Here is a 21288-nt window from a genome sequence, read left to right as displayed (position 1 = left end):
CAGGCCATTAACGTCACCGATCTCAATACGCGGCTGGCAGTAAAGGGGCTGCTCACCAAACTATTACGCCTACCCTTCTTGAAATTTGAACTAGAGGGCCATCCCGGCACGTGCTGTAGTCCAGGTTCGGACCGCTACATATTCCGCCGATACTCCCCACCCACATCATAAAGCGCATGGCTGATCTGCCCCAGGCTATGCGTCTTCACCGCTTCCACCAGCGCCTCGAACACGTTCCTGCGCTCCCGCGCCGTCTTCTGCAGGTAGCCCAGCCCATGCCCGTCATGCGGCTCCGTCGCCGCCGCGGCCTGGTCCTCTACCACGTGCCCATGCTCGGTCTCCCCGACCGGCGCCAGCACGTTGCGTGACTGCTGCCACAGCCGCACGTTCTCGATCTGCTGCCCCTTCTCTTCTTCCGTGGAACGGATCAGTTCGATCTCGGTCGCGATCTCGCCGGCGTGCTCCTTCGGCAGGAACATGTTCACGCCCACCAGCGGCAGCGAGCCGTCGTGCTTCTTGTGTTCGTAGTACAGGCTCTCTTCCTGGATCTTTCCGCGCTGGTACATGGTGTCCATGGCGCCCAGCACGCCGCCGCGCTCGCTGATGGCCTCGAACTCCCTGTAGACGGCCTCTTCCACCAGGTCGGTCAGCTGGTCGACGATGAAGCTGCCCTGCCAGGGGTTCTCGCAGAAGTTCAGCCCCAGCTCCTTGTTGATGATCATCTGGATGGCCACGGCGCGGCGCACGCTCTCTTCGGTCGGCGTGGTGATGGCTTCGTCGTAGGCGTTGGTGTGCAGCGAGTTGCAGTTGTCGAACAGGGCGTACAGGGCCTGCAGCGTGGTGCGGATGTCGTTGAACTGGATCTCCTGCGCGTGCAGGCTCCGGCCGCTGGTCTGGATGTGGTACTTCATCATCTGGCTGCGTTCGTTGGCGCCGTAGCGCTCGCGCATGGCGCGCGCCCAGATGCGGCGGGCCACGCGGCCGATGACGGTGTACTCGGGGTCCATGCCGTTGGAGAAGAAGAACGACAGGTTGGGCGCGAAGTCGTCGATCTTCATGCCGCGCGCCAGGTAGTACTCGACGATGGTGAAGCCGTTGCTGAGGGTGAAGGCCAGCTGGCTGATCGGGTTCGCGCCGGCCTCGGCGATGTGGTAGCCGGAGATCGACACCGAATAGAAGTTGCGGACCTTGTTGTCCACGAAGTACTGCTGGATGTCGCCCATCATGCGCAGGGCGAACTCGGTGCTGAAGATGCAGGTGTTCTGCGCCTGGTCTTCCTTGAGGATGTCGGCCTGCACGGTGCCGCGCACGGTGGCCAGGGTCTCGGCCTTGATGCGGGCGTAGGTGTCGGCGTCCACCAGCTGGTCGCCGGTCATGCCCAGCAGGGCCAGGCCGAGGCCGTCGTTGGTGGGCGGCAGTTCGCCGTGGTACTTCGGCCGCTCGCGGCCTTCGAAGAAGGCATCGATGGTCTTCTGCGCGGCGGCCCAGCGGCCTTCGTCGGCCTTCAGGTACTTCTCCACCTGCTGGTCGATGGCGGTGTTCATGAACAGCGCGAGGATGATCGGCGCGGGGCCGTTGATCGTCATCGAGACGCTGGTGGTGGGTGCGCACAGGTCGAAGCCGGAGTACAGCTTCTTCATGTCGTCCAGCGTCGGGATGTTGACGCCGGAGTTGCCGATCTTGCCGTAGATGTCCGGGCGCGGCGCGGGGTCCTCGCCGTACAGGGTGACGCTGTCGAAGGCGGTGGACAGGCGCGCGGCGGGCTGGCCGACCGAGAGGTAATGGAAGCGGCGGTTGGTGCGCTCGGGCGTGCCTTCGCCGGCGAACATGCGGATCGGGTCCTCGCCGGTGCGGCGGTAGGGGTACACGCCGCCGGTGTAGGGGTAATGGCCCGGCAGGTTCTCCTTGCCGAGGAAGGTCAGCAGCTCGCCCCAGCTCCTGTAGGCGGGCGCGGCGATCTTCGGGATCTTCTGGTGGCTGAGCGACTCGCGGTAGTTCTCGACGCGGATGGACTTGCCGCGCACCTGGTACTCAGTCACCTCGTCGGTGATCGACTTCAGGCGCGCCGGCCATTCGCGCAGGTTGCGCAGGTTCTCGCTGGTCAGGGCCTGCACGGCGTCGTTGTAGCGCTGGCGCAGGGTCAGCAGGGTGCGGTCGGGGGTATTCGCGGCTGTAGGAGCGGCTATAGCCGCGAAGCCTTCGCCAGGTCCCTTCGCGGCTGTAGCCGCTCCTACAGGGGGGCGGGGGCTGGGGGGAAGGAGGTCTTCGGCGCCGTAGAGGTCGAGGGCCTTCGGCAGCTTCGGGTCCTGCAGCTCCTGCAGCGACTGCCAGAACGACTGCGCGCGGTCGGCGGCCTCGGCCTGCTTGTCGATGCCGGCGTTGATCGCGCGGCCCTGCTCGGCGATCTCGGCCAGGTAGCGCACGCGGGCGCCGGGGATCAGCACGGTGGCGCGGGGCTCGCGGAGGCTGGTGTCGATGTCCGGCTTGAAGTCGCAACGGACGCCGGCCCCTGTAGGAGCGGCTATAGCCGCGATGTTCTGGCCAGATTGGTTCGCGGCTGTAGCCGCTCCTACAGGTGCCCCGGCAGTTGTATCGCCCAGCACCTTCTCGCGCAGCAGGCGGCACAGGTTGGCGAACATCCAGCTGATGCCGGGGTCGTTGAACTGGCTGGCGATGGTCGGGTAGACCGGGACGTCCTCGTCGGCGACCTTGAAGGCGACGCGGTTGCGCTTCCACTGTTTGCGGATGTCGCGCAGGGCGTCCTCGGCGCCGCGCTTGTCGTACTTGTTGAGCACGATCAGCTCGGCGTAGTCGATCATGTCGATCTTCTCGAGCTGGCTGGCGGCGCCGTAGTCGCTGGTCATGACGTACATCGGGAAGTCGACCAGGTCGACGATCTCCGAATCCGACTGGCCGATGCCGGCGGTCTCCACGATCACCAGGTCGTAGCCCAGGCCCTTGAGGAAACCGATGCAGTCCTTCAGCACGGCGTTGGTCGCCACGTTCTGGCGGCGGGTGGCCATCGAACGCATGTAGACGCGGTGCGAGCGCAGCGAGTTCATGCGGATGCGGTCGCCCAGCAGCGCGCCGCCGGTGCGGCGGCGGGTCGGGTCGACCGAGATCACGGCGATGCGCATCTGCGGGAAGTTGGCGAGGAAGCGGTTGAGCAGTTCGTCGGTCACCGAGCTCTTGCCGGCACCGCCGGTGCCGGTGATGCCGATGACCGGGGTCGGGCCGTCGTGGCCCGCGGCGCCGGCGGCCCACTGCTTGCGCAGCATGGCCAGCTCGGACTCGCCGTAGGTGCCGTCCTCGATCGCCGAAAGCACGCGGCCGATGGCGATCTCGTCCTCGAGCGCCGGGCGGGTGCTGGCCGGCTGGCGGGCCTCGGCGGCGCGGGCATCGCGCGCCTTCGCCACGCGCGCCACCACGTCCTCGATCATCTCCACCAGGCCCAGCTTCATGCCGTCGTTGGGGTGGTAGATGCGCTCGACGCCGTAGGCCTCCAGCTCGCGGATCTCCTCCGGCGTGATCGTGCCGCCGCCGCCGCCGACCACGCGGATGTGGCCGGCGCCGCGCTCGCGCAGCATGTCGACCATGTACTTCATGTATTCGACGTGGCCGCCCTGGTAGCTGGACAGCGCGATGCCGTCGGCGTCCTCCTGCAGCGCGGCGCGCACCACGTCCTCCACCGAGCGGTTGTGGCCGAGGTGGATGACCTCCGCGCCCTGGGCCTGGATCAGGCGCCGCATGATGTTGATCGCGGCGTCGTGGCCGTCGAACAGGCTGGCGGCGGTGACGAAGCGCAGCGGCGTGGCGGCGTCGCGGGCGGGGGCGATCGGGTGGCTTGCGGGGACGCTCATGGGGCGGTTCCAGGGCAAAAAACGGACTCCTCGCGATTGTACCCCGCCCCTCCGCCCGGCCCGCCCGGCCCGCCCGGCCCGCCTGCAGGAGCAGCTACAGCTGCGACCCGCCATGTAGCCGGGCCGCGATTCACGACGTCCTGTTGCCGCAGGCGCGTGGTCGCAGCTGTAGCTGCTTGTGTCTTCGCTTTGGCCTAGCGTGCAGGTGAGAGCGGAGTGCGGGACGCCGACAAGCTGGGGTGCCCTGAAGCACGTGTAGGAGCCAGGGCGCCCGCACTCCACGCTCTTGCCAGAGCCCGAACAGTTGAACGAGTCAGCAGCTCGCACTGCACAAGCATGGGCCGGCAAGAGTGCTCTCCCGTCCAGTCTAGGAGAGAAGCAGATGTCTGTGTTCGTGGGGATCGACGTGGCCAAGGCCACGCTGGCGGTGGCGCTGCGGCCCAACGGAGAGGTGTTCGAGGTGGCCAACAGCTCGGCCGGGCACCGGTCGCTGGCGCAGCGGCTGCGGAAGCTGCCGGTGGAACGGGTGCTGCTGGAGGCGACCGGCGGCTACGAGCGGGCGGTGATGGCTGCCCTGCAGGATGAATGGCCGGTGGTGCGCGTGCCACCGCACCGGGCGCGCTCGTTTGCCACTGCGATGGGCCGGACCGCCAAGACCGACCCGATCGACGCGGCCATGCTGGCCCATATGGCGGAGGTGACCGAAATGCCGCCGGCCGCTGCGGAAACGCCGCAACAGCAGCGGCTGCAGGCGTTGGTGCAACGCCGTGCGCAGGTGGTGCAGCAACGCGACGACGATCGGCGTCGGCTGCAGCAGGTACAGGGCCAGCCGCTGGTGGTGGCCAGCCTGAAGCGCCTGCTGCGCGCGCAGCAGGCGGAGATCGCGCTGCTGGACAAGGCCATCACCCAAGCCGTGGCTGACGCCGACAGCGAGCGTTCCGCCCAACTGCGGGCCGTACCCGGGATCGGCCCGGTGACCGCCGCCACCCTGATCGCCTTCCTGCCCGAGCTGGGGCAGATCGAACGCCGGCAGATCGCCGCCCTGGTCGGCGTTGCTCCCTACAACGCCGACAGCGGCGGCAAGCGCGGCTTGCGGCGCATCCAGGGCGGCCGTGCCGGAATCCGGCGCGTGCTGTACATGGCCACATGGAGCGCCATCCGCGCCCAGCCCGCCCTGAAGCGACGCTATGAGGCTCTAAGGAGCCGCGGCAAATGCGCCAAGGTGGCCCTGGTTGCCTGCATGCGCGCCTTCCTCGGGCAGATCAACGCCATGCTCAGGGATGGCAAACCCTGGCAGCCAGCCTCGGTCTGAAAAAAGACAGTTGCTCCTACAATGCTGGGGGGCGGGGGGAGCGGGGGCGGGAACGACATGCAGGGAGGGAGGACGTGATCGGCCGCGCACGACGCATCGTCCTTTGGGGGGGCTTCGCCGTGGTGGCGCTGGTCGCCAGCGGCCTGCTGCTGGCCGACCGCCTGACGCCGCCCAATACCGGCACGCCTTCGTACGCGCTGCCGGTCGCGCACGACCACACGCCGCTCGACCGCGAACTCGCCCCGCTGCTCGCGCGCAATCCCGGCATGACCGGCGCCATCACCCTGGTCGACGGCATCGACGCCTTCGCCGCGCGCGCGATGTCGGCGCGCCAGGCCGGGCGCAGCCTGGACCTGCAGTACTACATCTGGCACGACGACCTCACCGGCCGCCTGCTGGCGCGCGAGGCCTGGCTGGCGGCCGAGCGCGGCGTGCGCGTGCGGCTGCTGCTGGACGACATCAACGCCGGCGGCAAGGACCGGCCGCTGCTGGTGCTCGACGGCCATCCCAACATCGAGGTCCGGCTGTACAACCCCTTCCGCAACCGCGAGGGCATCGCGCGGCTGCTGGAAATGCTGCAGCGCGGCTTCAGCCTCAACCACCGCATGCACAACAAGGCCTGGATCGCCGACGGCCGGGTGGCGATCGTGGGCGGGCGCAACGTCGGGCTGGAATACTTCAGCGCCTCGGAGAGCAGCAACTTCCACGACCTCGACCTGCTGCTGTTCGGGCCGGAAGTGGCGCAGGCCGGCGCGATCTTCGACGCCTTCTGGAACAGCGGGGCGGTGGTGCCGCTGTCGGACCTGCGGCGGCTGGACATGGACGACATCCGCGCGATCGTGGGGCGCATCGGCGACGAGGCCGGCTCCGCGGATGCGCGGCGCTATCTGGAGCGCGTGGAGTCCTCGACCAGCGTGCAGGCCTACCTGCGGCAGTCGCTGTCGCCGCGCTGGAGCGACCGGATCCGCATCGTCTCCGACCCGCCGCTGAAGCGCCCCGGTGACGACACCACGGGCTGGCTGGTCGAACGGATCGAAGGTGCCCTGCGCGGCGCGCGCACATCGGCGCTGCTGGTGTCGCCCTACTTCGTGCCCGGCGACGACACCAGCGCGCTGCTGACCGGGCTGGCCGGTCGCGGTGCCCTCGTCGGCGTGGTGACCAATTCGCTGGCGGCCAACGACGTGGTCGCGGTGCACGGCGGCTACGCCGGCTACCGCAAGCGCCTGCTGGCCGGCGGCGTGCACCTGTACGAGCTGCGGCCGGAAGCCGCCGACGGCGCCACCGGCGGCGCCCGCCACGCCCGCGAGATGCGCACGCGCGCCGGCCCGACCGGCAGCAGCGGCGCCAGCCTGCATACCAAGGCCTTCCTGGTGGACGGCGCGCGCGGCTTCATCGGCTCCTACAACCTGGATCCGCGCTCGGCGTACCTGAATACCGAAATGGGCGTGTTCTTCGACGACCCCGGCCTCGCCGCCGACCTGCGCGCGGAATACCTGCACCTGGCCGGCCCGGCGATGAGCTGGAAGGTGGGGCTGGACGCCGGGGGCGACCTCTACTGGCTGGACGCGGCCGGCCCCGAGCCCCAGCTGCTGCGCAGGGAGCCCGCGGCGAGCCTCTGGCGCCGCATCCAGGCCACCGTGTTCCGCTGGCTGCCGGTCGAATCCCAGCTGTAGGAGCGGTCCGGGGAGGCCGGCGGATGCTGCGTTGCGGCATGGCCTGCCCTGCATTCGCCACCGCGGCGGCGTAGAATGCCGCGCCTGCCGCCGTGCTCCCGCCGGCGGCCCCTGCGGCACCCCACAACCAGCCACCCAACCCATACCACCGGCCGCCGGCCGCGCCCCGCGCGACCCTGGCCGCCGGCTGCGGAGTCCCGAATGATCTTCGAGCACCTCGACACCTACGGCCACGAGCAGGTCGTGTTCTGCCACAACAAGGACGCCGGCCTGAAGGCCATCATCGCGATCCACAACACCGTGCTCGGGCCGGCGCTGGGCGGCACCCGCATGTGGCCGTACAAGACCGAGCAGGAGGCGCTGAACGACGTGCTGCGCCTGTCGCGCGGCATGACCTACAAGAACGCCGTGGCCGGCCTCGACATCGGCGGCGGCAAGGCCGTGATCATCGGCAACCCGGCCACCGACAAGTCCGAAGCGCTGTTCCGCGCCTTCGGCCACTTCGTTCAGTCGCTGGGCGGCCGCTACATCACCGCCGAGGACGTCGGCATCGACGTCAACGACATGGAATACGTGTACCGCGAGACCGAGTTCGTGACCGGCGTGCACCAGGTGCACGGCGGCTCCGGCGACCCCTCGCCGTTCACCGCCTACGGCACCCTGCAGGGCCTGATGGCGGCGCTGAACGCGAAGTTCGGCGACGAGGAAGTGGGCAAGTACAGCCACGCCGTGCAGGGCCTGGGCCACGTCGGCATGGAATACGTGAAGCTGCTCAAGGAGCGCGGCGCCAAGATCTTCGTCACCGACATCAACCAGGCGCTGGTCGACAAGGCGGTGAGCGAGTACGGCTGCGAGGCCGTGGGCCTGGACGAGATCTACGACGTCGACGCCGACGTCTACTCGCCCTGCGCGCTGGGCGGCACCGTCAACGAGGAGACCCTGCCGCGGCTGAAGGCCAAGGTCATCTGCGGTTCGGCCAACAACCAGCTGTCGACCAACGCGGTCGGCGACGAGGTCGAGAAGCGCGGCATCCTCTACGCGCCGGACTACGCGGTCAACGCCGGCGGCGTGATGAACGTGGCGCTGGAGATGACCGGCTACAACCGCGAGCGCGCGATGCGCCAGATGCGCACGATCTACCACAACCTGACGCGCATCTTCGAGATCGCCAAGCGCGACGGCATCCCGACGTACAAGGCCGCGGACCGCATGGCCGAGGAGCGGATCGAGGTCATGGGCAAGCTCAAGCTGCCGATGGGCCGCACCGTGCCGCGCTTCCAGGGCCGCATCCGCGGCGGCGCGTAAGCGCTGGCCGATGCACACCGACGACGGGGCCTGTGGCCCCGTCGTTGTTTGAAGATTCCGCGCAGGGCGCAGGGCGCCGGCGCAACGACCGGAGGTTCCGACATGCGCACCTTCCCGCTGGGAGAAGAACTCGACGCCCTGCGTGACGCGGTCCGTCGCTTCGCCGACGCCGAGATCGCGCCGCGCGCCGAGTCCATCGACCACGACAACGCCTTCCCGCAGGACCTGTGGCCGAAGCTCGGCGAGATGGGCCTGCTGGGCATGACCGTGCCCGCCGAGTACGGCGGCAGCGACATGGGCTACCTGGCCCACCTGGTGGCGATGGAGGAGATCTCGCGCGCTTCGGGCTCGGTGGGCCTGAGCTATGGCGCGCATTCGAACCTCTGCGTCAACAACCTCCATCACAACGGCACGCAGGCGCAGCGGGAGAAATACCTGCCGAAGCTGTGCAGCGGCGAATGGAAGGGCGCGCTGGCGATGAGCGAGCCGGGCGCGGGTTCGGACGTGGTCGGCTCGATGGCCTGCCGCGCCGAGCTGCGCGACGGCACCTGGGTGGCCAACGGCAGCAAGATGTGGATCACCAATGGCCCCGAGGCCGACGTGCTGGTGGTCTACATGCGCACGGCGGGCAGGGAGGCCGGCAGCCGTTCCATCACCGCCTTCATCGTCGAGAAGAGCATGAAGGGCTTCCGCACCGCGCAGAAGCTGGACAAGCTCGGCATGCGCGGCAGCAACACCTGCGAGCTGGTGTTCGAGGACTGCGAGATCCCGGCGGAGAACGTGCTCGGCGAGGTCGACCAGGGCGTCAAGGTGCTGATGAGCGGCCTCGATACCGAGCGCCTGGTGCTGAGCGGCGGGCCGATCGGCCTGATGCAGGCCGCGCTCGACGCCGCCCTGCCCTATGTGCGCGAGCGGAAGCAGTTCGATGCCGCCATCGGCACCTTCGGCCTGATGCAGGGCAAGATCGCCGACATGTACACCGCGCTGCAGTCCTCGCGCGCCTACGCCTACCAGGTCGCGCGCGACTACGACGCCGGCCACCGCTCGCGCATCGACCCCGCCAGCTGCCTGCTGCATGCGTCCGACGCGGCGGTGCAGGTGGCGCTGGAAGGCATCCAGGCGCTGGGCGGCAACGGCTACATCAACGAGTACCCGACCGGGCGGATCCTGCGCGACGCCAAGCTCTACGCCATCGGCGCCGGCACCAACGAGATCCGCCGCATGCTGATCGGCCGCGAGCTGTTCGAAGGCCGGGACTGAGCGCGCTGGCCCCGACACGGACCGACCGCCGGGGCGCGAGCGCCCGCCCCGGCCGGTCCGCCCCTCAGAACTCCTGCAGGAAGCGCAGCGACAGCATGCGGTCGCTGCCGCGCGGCCCGAAGCGCTGGTCGAAGCCCAGGCCCAGCGCCGCGCCGCGGCCCAGCCAGGCCTGCGTGCCCAGGCCGAACACACCGCCCGAGCGCGCCGCATGCCCGCCCGGCAGCGGCGACCAGGCTTCGACGCCGGTGAAGCTCGCCTGCAGGTCGAAGCCGCTGGCCGACAGCGTCTGCTGCCACTCGCCGTAGCCGTACAGCGCCAGCCCCTTCCAGCCACCCTGCATGCGCAGGCCGGCGATGGCCTGGCTGCGGCGTGCGTCCCAGGCCGCGGCCTGCAGGCCGAAGCCGTCGGCCCCGCCCTCGCGGAAGCCTTCGCTGCGCAGGCGCACGTGTTCCGCACCCAGATAGGGCGTGACCGCCATGCCGCCGGCGCGGACGCGCCAGCCCGCCTCCACGCTCGCGCTCGCGTAGTCGCCGGAATAGCGGCTGGCCACGCTGGACAGATCGTCGCCTGCCTGCAGGCGCCGCTCGACGTCGCGATCGAAGCGGCCCGTGCCGGCCTGGCCGAACACATGGGCATTGCCGCGCGTCCATCCCGCATACGCGGCGGCCGAGGTCTGGCGGTCCTGCGAGCGATCACCCAGGCCATCGACCCGGCCGTGCGCGCGCGTCTCGCCGAAGGCGAAGCCGGCCATGCGGCCGCCGCCGAGATCCCCGTCGCGGCCGATCATCCAGCCGTCCAGCGCGAACCCGTTGCCGGCGAAGCCGCCGCTGCCGCCGCGTCCCAGCGCGCGCTTCCAGACGCCGGCGTCGTGCACGCCGCCCTCGAAGGCGTCGATGCGCGCCGACAGCGCGCGACGGCCCATGTCGATGCTGTCGAGCGTCATCGCCACCGCGTTCGCGTGCAGCTCGCCCGAGAGGCTCGCCAGTGCGCGCGCGGCCTCGGCCTCGCTGCCCACCTGCTGCAGCTCGCCGGCGCGGCGCAGGAAGCCGTCGCCCGCGGCGCCGCCCGCGCCGTCCTGGTGCGCATCGAGCCGCTGGAAGGCGCGCTCCACGCGCTCGGCCGAAGACAGCGCCATCGGGGTGATGCCCGCGAACGAGGCGGCCACGGCGGCGACGTCCAGGCGCGCGATGTCCAGCCACACGTTCTGCGCCCCATAGCCCAGCGTGCCTGCGAGCAGGATGTTGCCGGCCGTGGTCAGCCCGTTGAAGGTGCCGGTGAGGCCACCCATGGCCACGATGACCTCTTCCCGGCGCTGGTGCGTGTAGCCGGTCTTGACGCCGCGCAGGTGCAGGTCGCCGCCCTCGATGGTGACCGTACCGGCGACCTGCAGGCGCTGGCCGACGTCGAACGCGAACGTCGCACCCTGGCGGTGCACGTAGTCGCCGCCCACCGTGGTCGTGCCGACCGTATCGCCGCTCTCCAGCGCGCGCACGTCGACGCGGCCTGCGTTGACCACGCTGCCGCCCACGGCCGTGCCGAACAGGAACCTGCCTCCGGCGTCCACCCGCACCTCGCCGGAAACCGCACCGTTCACCTGCAGGCTGCCCCCGGTCACGCGCACGCCGCCGGCGTTGCCCGCATCCGCATCCAGCACCAGGGTGCCGGCGCCGCGCTTCACGAGGCGACCGGCGCCCGAGAGGTCGTTGCCCCAGGCCGAACTCCCGCTCTCGAAGCTGGCGGTGAAGTCGCCCCAGTCCAGGCGCGCCGGGCCGCGCACCGCCTTGCCCACGTCCAGCGCACCGTGACCGAACACCGCGTCCACGCCGGGCGCACCGAGGTCGGTGGCGGTGCCGAGCAGCGTCTGCCGCACGGCGTCGTTGTCGAAGTACGGGAAGGCCTCCCACACCAGCGCCGCCGCGCCGGACACCAGCGGCGCCGCCAGCGAGGTTCCCGACCAGCGCCAGTACTTCGGCGCATCGGGTGCATCGTCGGTGCCGGTCACCACCACCGTGCCCGGCGCGACCATGCAATAGGCCATGGCGATGCCGCAGGCGTTCGAGTACTCGGCGAGCCGCGTCGGGTCATCCCCATCGAGCGCCCCCACCGCGATCCAGCCGCGCTCGAGGTCGGCGGCCGGGCGGCTGCCCTCGGGACCGGGCTGGCTGGGCAGCGCCGCCATGTCGGACGGGTCGGCGAAGCCCGAGTTGCCGGTGGAGAACACCACCAGGCCGTCGTTGTCGCGGATGAAGGGGCGGTACTCCGAGGCGATGCCGACCGTGGCGTTCGGGTTGGTCCAGTACAGACCGCCCCAGGAGTTGTTCATGATCCGGACGCCGTGGCTGATCAGGTCGCGATGGATGCCCGCCAGGCCCAGCGGCCCGCTGACCTCGTTGCCCTGGCCCGAGCCGTCGTCCTTGGGCGGCTTGTCGCTGATGATGCGCGCCGAGACGATCTCCGCCCCCGGCGCGATGCCGCCGGGCCAGGTGCCGAAGGGCCGGCCCGCGGCGGCCTGCGCCACCGCCGTGCCGTGGCCGACGACGTCGTCCACCGCCAGGTTGTTCCCGCTCGCGCTGATGTAGGTGAGGTTGGCGACGACCCGGTTGGCGAGGGCGGGATGCTTGCGGTTGACGCCGCTGTCGACGATGCCGATGCGGATCCCGGCGCCGGTCAGGCCGGCCGCGTGGGCCGGTGCGGTATTGGTGTTGGCCAGGTGCGCGCTGTGCGCGGGGTCGGGAGTACCGACCACGGGCGGGGGCGGCGGAGGTGCGGCCGGCGGCGGATCCGGACGGAGGTTGCCGCTTCCCCCGCCCCCGCCGCCGCAGGACGCGAGAAGGGCGCTGGACAGCGCGATGGCCAGGATGGACGCGGCGGGCGCGCGGACCGCTCCGCGGACGATGGTGTGCGGCATGACAGCCTTCCCCGGACTGTGGACCCCCTATTGATTACGCGAAACCGATGGCAAGGCCAAGGGGCGGATGCGCGCAACGCGGACGGGGACACAGTCCGGCCCCGGACCAACGTCCGATGGCGGAGGCGCGCCGCAGTGGGATAATGGCCGCACATACCCAACCGGAGGTCCCCCATGACCGACGTCGTCATCGTCGGTGCCAAGCGCACCGCCATCGGCTCCATGCTCGGCCAGTTCACCGGCGTCCCCACCCCCACCCTCGGCGCGGCCGCGATCGGTGGCGCGCTGGAACACGGCGGCATCGCGGCCGACCAGGTCGACGAGGTGATCATGGGCTGCGTGCTGCCGGCAGGCCTCGGCCAGGCCCCGGCGCGCCAGGCCTCGCGCGCGGCGGGCATCCCCGACGCCGCGGGCGCCACCACCGTCAACAAGGTCTGCGGCTCGGGCATGAAGGCGATCATGTTCGCCACCGACATCATCAAGGCCGGTTCGGCGAAGGTGGTCGTGGCCGGCGGCATGGAGTCGATGACCAACGCCCCGCACCTGCTCAACGGCTCGCGCACCGGCATCCGCTACGGCACCGCGGAATTCCTGGACCACATGGCCTGGGACGGCCTGACCAATCCCTATGACGGCCAGGCCATGGGCGTGTTCGGCGACGCCGCCTGCGCGAAGTACGACATGACCCGCGAGGCGCTGGACGCGTTCTCGGCCGAGAGCGCGCGCCGCGCGCAGCAGGCGATCGCCGACGGCGCGTTCAAGGCCGAGATCGTCCCGGTGACCGTCAGGACCCGCAAGGGCGAGGTCGTGGCCGACACCGACGAGGAGCCCGGGAAGATCGCGCTCGACCGCATCCCCACCCTGCGCCCGGCCTTCGGCAAGGACGGCCTGCTGACCGCGGCGTCGTCCTCGAAGATCTCCGACGGCGCCGCCGCCGCGGTGCTGATGTCGGCCGACGAGGCCCGGGCCCGCGGCCTGGAGCCGCTGGCCCGCGTGGTCGCCCATGCCACCCATTCGCAGGCGCCCGAGTGGTTCACGACCGCGCCGGTGCAGGCCATCTCCAACGTGCTGGAGAAGGCCGGCTGGAAGGTGGAGGACGTGGACCTGTTCGAGGTCAACGAGGCCTTCGCCTGCGTGGCGATGGCGCCGATGCGGGACCTGGGCATCCCGCACGACCGCCTGAACGTCAACGGCGGCGCCTGCGCGCTCGGCCACCCGATCGGCGCCAGCGGCGCCCGGCTGGTGGTGACCCTGCTGCACGCCCTCCAGGCGCGCGGCGGGAAGCGGGGGGTTGCCGCGCTGTGCATCGGCGGCGGCGAGGCCACCGCGCTCGCCGTGGAGCTGGCCTGAGCCGTTTACACTCCTTTTACACCGGCCCATTCAAATTACCGCTTGACAGTCGTTCGGGGCTTGTCATCATCTACGCGGCGCACGTGTGTGCGTTGCTTTTATCCACGACGAGGAAACGTATCAATGAGCATGAACAAGCTGCTGATCGCGCTGGTGCTGGGCCTGGGCCTGGCTGCCTGCTCGAACCAGGACCAGGCTGCCGACGCCGCCGCCGACGCCGCCGAAGCCGCTGACCAGGCCGCCGCCGACGCCGCGGTCGCCGGCACCGACGCCGCCGACGCCGCTGCCGCCAGCGCCGAGGCTGCCGCCGACGCCGCCGCCGACGCCGCTGCCGATGCCGCCGCTGCCGTTGACGGCGACGCCGCCGACGCCGCCGCCGACGTGGCCGGCGAAGCCGCCGACGCCGCCGAGGCTGCTGCCGAGGCTGCCGACGAGGCCGTGGACCAGTAATCTCCGGTCCGCAACCTGGCTTCACAACGCGTTACGGGGAAAGCCGCTGGAATTCCAGCGGCTTTTCCTTTTTCCGCGATGAGGACAGATCGATGAAGACGAAGACCGCCCTCCTGTTTGGCGCCTGCAGCCTGGCCCTGGCCCTGGCCGGATGCCGGAACGACACGGCCACCGCGGAGCAGAAGGCCGCCGAGGCCGACGCCGCGATGGAACAGGCCGGGCAGGAGGCCCGCGACGCCGCTGCTGCGGCAGGACAAGCGGCCGAATCGGGCTGGGAAGCCGCATCCGCCGCCACCGCCGAGGCCGCCGCCGAAGCCGATGCCGCGGCACAGGCCGCCGCTGCCGACGCCGAAGCCGCCGCGCGCAGGGCCGCGGACGAGACCCGCGCCGCCGCCGACGAGGCCGAAGCCCGCACCCGCGAGGCCACGTCCGACGCGCTGGAGAAGACTTCCGAAGCCGCCGATCGCGCTGCCGAAGACGTCCGCGACTGAGGCGCCAGACCGTCGCGAGGCCCGACACCATGGACATCCGTCCGCTTTCGCTCCTGCTGCCGCTGGGCCTCGCCCTGGCCGCATGCAACAACCCCGAGCCGGTCGCCGACGGCGATGTCGGTGACGACGCGCCGACGGTGCCCGCCGATGCCACTGGCGGCCAGGACCGCGACGCCACGGGCAGTACCGCCGGTGTTCCTGCCGCGGGCACCGCCGGTAGCGGCCCCCATGCCACCGAAGCCGAGAGCGTCGCCATCGACGCCACCGGCCAGGGCGCCCGGGATGCCGCCGCCTCCGACGTGGCCGGTGCCGAGGCCGCCACCCGCGACGACAGCGTGAATCCGTACGACCGGGCTCCCCAGGCCGCCGACGCGCTCGAGGGCGATTACAACGACGAAGACAAGGACAAGGGCGACTGAGCGGTATGCTGGGCGGCTTCCAGACTGCCGCCGCCCCGCATGCCCGTACTCGCTTCCAGCCTCGATCCGCGCTCGGCGGAATTCCAGGACAACGTCGCCTTCCACCGTGCGCTGGTCGACGAACTCGATGCGCGCCTGGCGCGTGCCGCGGACGGAGGCGGTGAGCAGGCGCGCGAGAAGCACACGTCGCGCGGCAAACTGCCGGCGCGCGAACGCATTGCCGCCCTGCTCGATCCGGGCTCGCCCTTCCTCGAGATCGCGCCGCTGGCCGCCGAGGAGATGTACGACGGCGCCGCCCCCGCGGCGGGCATGGTCTGCGGCATCGGCCGGGTGATGGGCCAGGAAGTGGTGGTGGTCGCGAACGACGCCACGGTCAAGGGCGGCACCTACTTCCCGATGACGGTGAAGAAGCATCTGCGCGCGCAGGAAGTGGCGCGCGAGAACAACCTGCCCTGCGTCTACCTGGTCGACTCCGGGGGCGCCTTCCTGCCGCTGCAGGACGAGGTGTTCCCGGACCGCGACCACTTCGGCCGCATCTTCTACAACCAGGCGCGGATGAGCGCGGAGAACATCCCGCAGGTCGCGGTGGTGATGGGCAGTTGCACCGCGGGCGGCGCCTACGTGCCGGCGATGTGCGACGAGAGCGTGATCGTGAAGGACCAGGGCACGATCTTCCTCGGCGGCCCGCCGCTGGTGAAGGCGGCCACGGGCGAAGTGGTGGACGCCGAATCGCTGGGCGGCGCCGACGTGCATACGTCCGTGTCGGGCGTGGCCGACCATTTCGCCGAGGACGACCGCCACGCGCTGCAGATCGCGCGCGACATCGTCGGCGGCTTCAACCGCCGCAAGGTGCTGCCGGTGGCGACCAGGCCGGTGGTCGAGCCGCGGTTCGCGGCCGAGGAGCTGTACGGCATCGTGCCCCGCGACACGCGCCGCCCCTTCGACATCCGCGAGGTGATCGCGCGCATCGTCGACGGCAGCGAGTTCCAGGAGTTCAAGGCGCGCTACGGCAGGACGCTCGTCACCGGCTTCGCGCATCTCCACGGCTACCCGGTGGGCATCGTCGCCAACAACGGCATCCTGTTCTCGGAGTCGGCGCTCAAGGGCGCGCACTTCATCGAGCTGTGCAACCAGCGCGGCATCCCGCTGGTGTTCCTGCAGAACATCACCGGCTTCATGGTGGGGCGGAAGTACGAGAACGCCGGCATCGCCAAGGACGGGGCGAAGATGGTCACCGCGGTGGCCTGCTCCAGCGTGCCGAAGTTCACCGTGGTCATCGGCGGCAGCTTCGGCGCCGGCAACTACGCCATGTGCGGCCGCGCCTACGGCGCCCGCTTCCTGTGGATGTGGCCCAACGCGCGCATCAGCGTGATGGGCGGCGAGCAGGCGGCCAGCGTGCTGGCGACCGTGCGCCGCGACGGCATCGAGGCCAGGGGCGGCGAGTGGAGCGCGGACGAGGAGGAGGCGTTCAAGGCGCCGATCCGGGAGCAGTACGAGCACCAGGGCAGCCCGTGGTACGCCACCGCGCGACTGTGGGACGACGGCATCATCGACCCGGCCGACACCCGCCGGGTGCTCGGGCTGGCGGTATCGGCCTCGCTCAACGCGCCCATCGAAGCGGCCCGCTTCGGCGTCTTCCGGATGTAGGCCCCGCGCGACGTAGCGCCGCCGGGTTGCAGCCGTAAGTCATTGTCGCGGTTCGGATTCGGTGAGCCGCGTCACAGGCGTGTGGACGTATCCGCGTGCTAAGGTCGGCCTTCCCCCGCCCCCCTGTCCGCACCGAGGAACGCAGCGCGCCATGTCCATCTTCCCGCAGAGCTCCGCCAGGAAAGAAGCCACCCCCTCCTTCGCCAGGGAGGACGGCCCCGCGGGGCGCGAGCCGACCCCGGCCATCGCCGATTTCCAGCCCGCCGATGTCCCGTTCCAGCCGGCCCGCACCCCGGCCCAGGTGCCGCAGCCCAAGGAATCGGTGATCGCCTCCGACCTCACCATCGAGGGCAAGATCTCCGGCAGCGGCCACATCCGCATCGCCGGCAGGTTCAAGGGCGATGTCAACGTCGAGGGCGACCTGACCATCGACGGCGGCGCCCGCCTCAACGGCGGCGTCCGCGCCAAGCGCGTCAACGTGGCCGGCGAGCTCGAGGGCAACATCGACTCCGCCGAGCGCGTCGAACTGCAGCCCTCCGCGGTGCTGATCGGCGACGTCAAGGCCGGCACCCTGATCGTGTCCTCCGGCTCCCGTATCCGCGGCCACGTCGAGTGCGGCTGGGACGAAGCCTCCACGCCGGCCGCCCAGGGCAAGGGCGACCGGGCGAAGGACAGCAAGGACAAGACCGGCCTCGACGTCGTTCCGTGAGCGCCCGTCCCGGTGCGGCAGGTGCCACGCGCACCTGCCCGCACTGCAAGGCCACGATCCTCGACAGCGCGACGGTCTGCCCGTCGTGCCGCCACTACCTGCGCTTCGACGACGCGGCCGCCCCCGCCGAGGTCACCCGCGCGCTGCAGGTGGAGGGCGAGATCCGCCACCCGCTCGAGGGCGGCGCCTGGGAGTATTCGGTGGTCCTGACCATCCGCGACGACGAAGGCACGGAGATCTCGCACCAGGTGGTGGGCGTCGGCGCCATCCATCCGGGCGACGCGCGCACCTTCACCCTCGCCGTCGAAGTCATGCCGACCAGCGACATGCGGCGCATGCCCAAACGCCCGAACTCGCGCTCCCGCCACTGAGGCCGGCGCTATCATTCGGCCTCCATCGCTCCGGGGCCCTCCATGTCGGCAAACCTCACGCTGTCCCGCACGGGCGCGGTCGCGCGCCTGCGCCTCGACCGCCCCGCCCTGCACAACGCCTTCGACGACGCCCTGATCGCCGGCCTGACCGATGCGCTGCAGGCGCTTGGCCGCGACCCGGCGGTGCGCGTCGTCGTGCTGGAAGGCGCAGGCGCCTCGTTCTCGGCCGGCGCGGACCTCAACTGGATGCGCGGCATGGCCGCGGCCAGCGAGGAGGCCAACCGCGAGGACTCGCTGCGCCTGGCCAGGCTGATGCGCACCCTGGACGAGCTGCCGAAGCCGACCATCGCCCGGGTGCATGGCGCGGCCTTCGGGGGCGGCGTCGGCCTGGTGGCCTGCTGCGACATCGCCATCGGCGTTCCGGAGGCGAAGTTCGGCCTGACCGAGAGCCGCCTGGGCCTGCTGCCGGCGGTGATCTCGCCCTATGTCGTGGCCGCGATCGGTGCGCGCAACGCGCGGCGCTACTTCGCGTCCGCGGAGATCTTCGATGCCGGCGAGGCGCTGCGCATCGGGCTGCTGCACGAGGTGGTGGCCGCGGAGGGACTCGATGCCGCGGTCGATCGCCAGGTCGGCTTTCTCCTCCGGGCCGCGCCCTTCGCCTCGGCCGACGCCAAGCGCCTGGTCCGTGACGTCGCCGCGGCCACCGACCGCGACCGCCTGGACGCCGACAACGCCGCCCTCATCGCCGCCCTGCGCGTCTCCCCCGAAGGCCAGGAAGGCCTGGCCGCGTTCCTCGACAAGCGCCCGGCTTCGTGGGTTGAATAAAGGTTCTTCTCCCGATCGAGGGGACGCTCCGTTCAAGTCCTGGCCGCCCGCCACGGACGCAGGGGGGGATGCCCAGCCGGATTCTCCGCGTCCTGCTCCCAGATCCGGCCGCCGGCCATCCATGGCCGGCTCTGGGCATCCCCCCTGCATCCGCGGCGGGCACGACCTCTGGTCGCGGTCGGGAAGATTTTCAAGAGCGATGTCGACGTCCAAACGGAGAGCGTCATGACCGGGAGCAGCCCGGCTCCGCCGCTCTTGATCTTCCCTCCCGAAGCCGGAGAACGCCGGAGCCCGTCCCGCGCACAGGGGGTGTGCGGACAGCCGGCCATGGATGGCCGGCGGCCGGCAGTGGCAGCAGGACGCGGAGACTGCCGGGGGAGCACACCCCCTGTGCGCGGGACGGGCAGCGCGGACCCCAACGAGGCGACTCCCGGGCGCGACGCTGCGCCAGAAGCGCGCCAACTGCACGCCGTCACCCCCGGAGTCTGGAGAAGAACCTGAATAAAAGGTCCTCTTCCCGACCACGACCAAAGGTCGTGCCCGCCGCGGGCGGCCCGCACTCCGGGGAACTTCCGCGGAACGTACCCGCGTCCCCGCCCTGAATTCCGCCGCCGCGTTTTCTCTTAGACTTCCCCTGCTTATCCGTGCAGATCCGCGCTCATCCGCGCAAATCCGTGGCCAGAGAATGTTCTCGAAGATCCTGATCGCCAACCGCGGCGAAATCGCCTGCCGCGTCATCCGCACCGCCCGCCGCCTGGGCATCGCCACGGTGGCGGTGTATTCGGAGGCCGACGCGGATGCGCAGCATGTGCGGCTGGCCGACGAGGCCTGGCCGATCGGCGGGCCCCGGCCGCAGGACAGCTACCTGCGCGGCGACGCCATCATCGAGGCCGCGCTGGCCAGCGGCGCGCAGGCGGTGCATCCCGGCTACGGCTTCCTGAGCGAGAACGCCGACTTCGCCGACGCGGTCGAGGCCGCCGGCCTGGTCTTCATCGGCCCGAAGGCGGACTCCATGCGTCGCATGGGCAGCAAGGCCGGCGCCAAGGAACTGATGGCCGCCGCGGGCGTGCCGGTGGTGCCCGGCTATACCGGCGAGGACCAGTCGCCGGAGCTGCTGCAGCGCGAAGCCGACCGCATCGGTTATCCGCTGATGATCAAGGCCGCGCATGGCGGCGGCGGCAAGGGCATGCGCATCGCGCGCTCCGCGGACGATTTCCTGCCGGCGTTGGAAAGCTGCCAGCGCGAAGCGCGCAACGCCTTCGGCCGCGACCGCGTGCTGCTGGAACGCTATATCGGGTCGCCGCGGCATATCGAGATCCAGGTGTTCGCGGACTCGCATGGCAACACCATCCACCTCGACGAGCGCGAATGTTCCGCGCAGCGTCGCTACCAGAAGGTGCTGGAGGAAGCCCCCTCGCCCTTCCTGACCCCGGAACTGCGCGGGCGCATGGGCGAGGCCGCGGTGCTGGCCGCACGCGCCATCGGCTACCAGAACGCGGGCACCGTGGAGTTCATCGTCGCGCCCGACGGCGGCTTCTTCTTCATGGAGATCAATACCCGGCTGCAGGTCGAGCACCCGGTGACCGAGATGGTGACCGGCCTCGACCTGGTGGAGTGGCAGCTGCGCGTGGCCGCCGGCGAGCCGCTGCCGCTGGACCAAGGGGACATCCTGCAGCGGGGCCATGCGATCGAGGTCCGGCTGTACGCCGAGGATCCCGATGCCGGCTTCCTTCCCGGCTCCGGTCGCCTGCAGCGGCTGCGCCTGCCGGCGGCGTCGGAGGGCGTGCGCGTGGACTCCGGCGTGGTCGAGGGCGACACCGTCAGCATCTTCTACGATCCGATGATCGCCAAGCTCATCGTCCACGCCGGCAACCGGCCCGCCGCCCTCGCCCGCCTGCGCACGGCGCTGGCGGAATGCGTGGTCGAAGGGCCGAAGTCGAACATCGCCTTCCTCGAACGCCTGGCGCGGCATCCGGCGGTGGTCGCGGGCACGATCGATACCGGCTACCTCGACCGCCACCTCGACGAATTCGTCGGCGACGGCGATGGCGGCGATGGCGTCCACGCCGACGGCCATGCCGAAGCCCGGGCCGCGGCCGCGGTGGCGATGCTGCTCCGGGCCGAGGCCGAGGCGCGCGCCGCCGCCGCGACCAGCGCCGACCCGGGTTCGCCGTGGGCGATCGCGGACGGCTGGCGCCTGGGCCACGCCGGCCTGCGCCGGGTCGTGCTCGGCGAGGGCGCCGCACGCCACATCGCCGTTGCGCACGGCGCAGGCGGCGACTACCGGATCGGATTCGAGGACGCCGCGCCGCTGGACGTGGCCGGCGCCACGATGGCCGGCGGCGTCCTGCAAGCGCGTTTCAATTCCCGGGGTCTGCGTTTCGGGATCGATGCCGAGGGTTCCGCCGTGCTCGTCCACGATGGCCGGCGGCGCTGGAACTTCGAGCGGATCGCCGCCTACGAACCGGCGGCCACGGCCAGCACCGGGGGTGGCCACCGGGTCGCGGCGCCGATGCCGGGCCGGATCGTGGTCACCCGGGTGCGTCCCGGCGACCGGGTCGGCGAGGGACAGGAGCTGCTGGTGATGGAGGCGATGAAGATGGAGCTCGCGCTCAAGGCTCCGCGTGACGGGGTGGTGGCCGAACTCCTGGCGAAGGAGGGCGATTTCGTCGATGCCGACGCCGTGCTCGTGACCCTGGAGGAATGAG

At 70.9% G+C, this 21288-nt stretch carries 15 protein-coding genes; 13 read left to right on the top strand and 2 right to left on the bottom strand.

The genetic code is table 11. The annotated features are described in order from the left end of the window. Positions 1-134: 134 nt before the first annotated feature. Positions 135-3860, bottom strand: coding sequence for a methylmalonyl-CoA mutase family protein (locus FPZ22_RS12140; protein ID WP_144893320.1), 3726 nt, complete (start codon positions 3858-3860; stop codon positions 135-137). Between the two features lie 382 nt (positions 3861-4242). On the opposite strand from FPZ22_RS12140, the gene FPZ22_RS12135 reads away from it, so the two are divergent. From FPZ22_RS12135 to FPZ22_RS12120, 4 genes are all read left to right on the top strand, one after another. Continuing rightward, positions 4243-5172 carry an IS110 family RNA-guided transposase gene (locus FPZ22_RS12135; RefSeq protein WP_144890969.1) on the top strand — a complete coding sequence of 310 codons (930 nt, stop codon included), beginning with the start codon at positions 4243-4245 and terminating at the stop codon, positions 5170-5172. A 74-nt stretch (positions 5173-5246) separates the two neighbouring features. Next, on the top strand, positions 5247-6845 hold the full coding sequence (locus tag FPZ22_RS12130) for a phospholipase D family protein (protein WP_246120732.1): 1599 nt from the start codon (positions 5247-5249) through the stop codon (positions 6843-6845). 201 nt (positions 6846-7046) lie between these two features. Continuing rightward, positions 7047-8150, top strand: a complete 1104-nt coding sequence (locus FPZ22_RS12125) for a Glu/Leu/Phe/Val dehydrogenase dimerization domain-containing protein (protein ID WP_144893315.1) — start codon at positions 7047-7049, stop codon at positions 8148-8150. 102 nt (positions 8151-8252) lie between these two features. Then, complete coding sequence (locus tag FPZ22_RS12120) at positions 8253-9410, top strand: isovaleryl-CoA dehydrogenase (RefSeq protein WP_144893313.1); 1158 nt, start codon at positions 8253-8255, stop codon at positions 9408-9410. Positions 9411-9474: 64 nt separating this feature from the next. On the opposite strand, the gene FPZ22_RS12115 is transcribed toward FPZ22_RS12120, so the two are convergent. Further along, positions 9475-12318, bottom strand: coding sequence for an autotransporter serine protease (locus FPZ22_RS12115; protein ID WP_144893311.1), 2844 nt, complete (start codon positions 12316-12318; stop codon positions 9475-9477). 174 nt (positions 12319-12492) lie between these two features. Between FPZ22_RS12115 and FPZ22_RS12110 the strand changes: the two genes are divergently transcribed. From FPZ22_RS12110 to FPZ22_RS12070, 9 genes are all read left to right on the top strand, one after another. Next, complete coding sequence (locus tag FPZ22_RS12110) at positions 12493-13668, top strand: thiolase family protein (protein ID WP_144893309.1); 1176 nt, start codon at positions 12493-12495, stop codon at positions 13666-13668. A 123-nt stretch (positions 13669-13791) separates the two neighbouring features. After that, positions 13792-14118: a hypothetical protein gene (locus FPZ22_RS12105; RefSeq protein ID WP_144893307.1), complete on the top strand. Its 327-nt coding sequence runs from the start codon at positions 13792-13794 to the stop codon at positions 14116-14118. A 92-nt stretch (positions 14119-14210) separates the two neighbouring features. Beyond that, positions 14211-14609 carry a hypothetical protein gene (locus FPZ22_RS12100; protein WP_144893305.1) on the top strand — a complete coding sequence of 133 codons (399 nt, stop codon included), beginning with the start codon at positions 14211-14213 and terminating at the stop codon, positions 14607-14609. Between the two features lie 29 nt (positions 14610-14638). Beyond that, the gene (locus FPZ22_RS12095) at positions 14639-15028 is read left to right on the top strand and encodes a hypothetical protein (protein ID WP_144893303.1); all 390 of its coding nucleotides are present in this window, start codon (positions 14639-14641) and stop codon (positions 15026-15028) included. A gap of 39 nt (positions 15029-15067) precedes the next feature. Then, positions 15068-16675 carry a carboxyl transferase domain-containing protein gene (locus FPZ22_RS12090; RefSeq protein ID WP_144893301.1) on the top strand — a complete coding sequence of 536 codons (1608 nt, stop codon included), beginning with the start codon at positions 15068-15070 and terminating at the stop codon, positions 16673-16675. A 151-nt stretch (positions 16676-16826) separates the two neighbouring features. Further along, positions 16827-17384: a bactofilin family protein gene (locus FPZ22_RS12085; RefSeq protein ID WP_144893299.1), complete on the top strand. Its 558-nt coding sequence runs from the start codon at positions 16827-16829 to the stop codon at positions 17382-17384. After that, positions 17381-17755 carry a hypothetical protein gene (locus tag FPZ22_RS12080; protein ID WP_144893297.1) on the top strand — a complete coding sequence of 125 codons (375 nt, stop codon included), beginning with the start codon at positions 17381-17383 and terminating at the stop codon, positions 17753-17755. The genes FPZ22_RS12085 and FPZ22_RS12080 overlap by 4 nt, the downstream gene beginning before the upstream one ends. A gap of 42 nt (positions 17756-17797) precedes the next feature. Continuing rightward, positions 17798-18580: an enoyl-CoA hydratase-related protein gene (locus tag FPZ22_RS12075; protein ID WP_144893295.1), complete on the top strand. Its 783-nt coding sequence runs from the start codon at positions 17798-17800 to the stop codon at positions 18578-18580. 685 nt (positions 18581-19265) lie between these two features. Continuing rightward, complete coding sequence (locus FPZ22_RS12070) at positions 19266-21287, top strand: acetyl/propionyl/methylcrotonyl-CoA carboxylase subunit alpha (RefSeq protein WP_144893293.1); 2022 nt, start codon at positions 19266-19268, stop codon at positions 21285-21287. Position 21288: the final 1 nt, after the last annotated feature.

Source organism: Luteimonas granuli (assembly GCF_007795095.1).
Lineage (GTDB): Bacteria > Pseudomonadota > Gammaproteobacteria > Xanthomonadales > Xanthomonadaceae > Luteimonas > Luteimonas granuli.
This window is presented reverse-complemented; position numbering and strand designations above follow the sequence as displayed.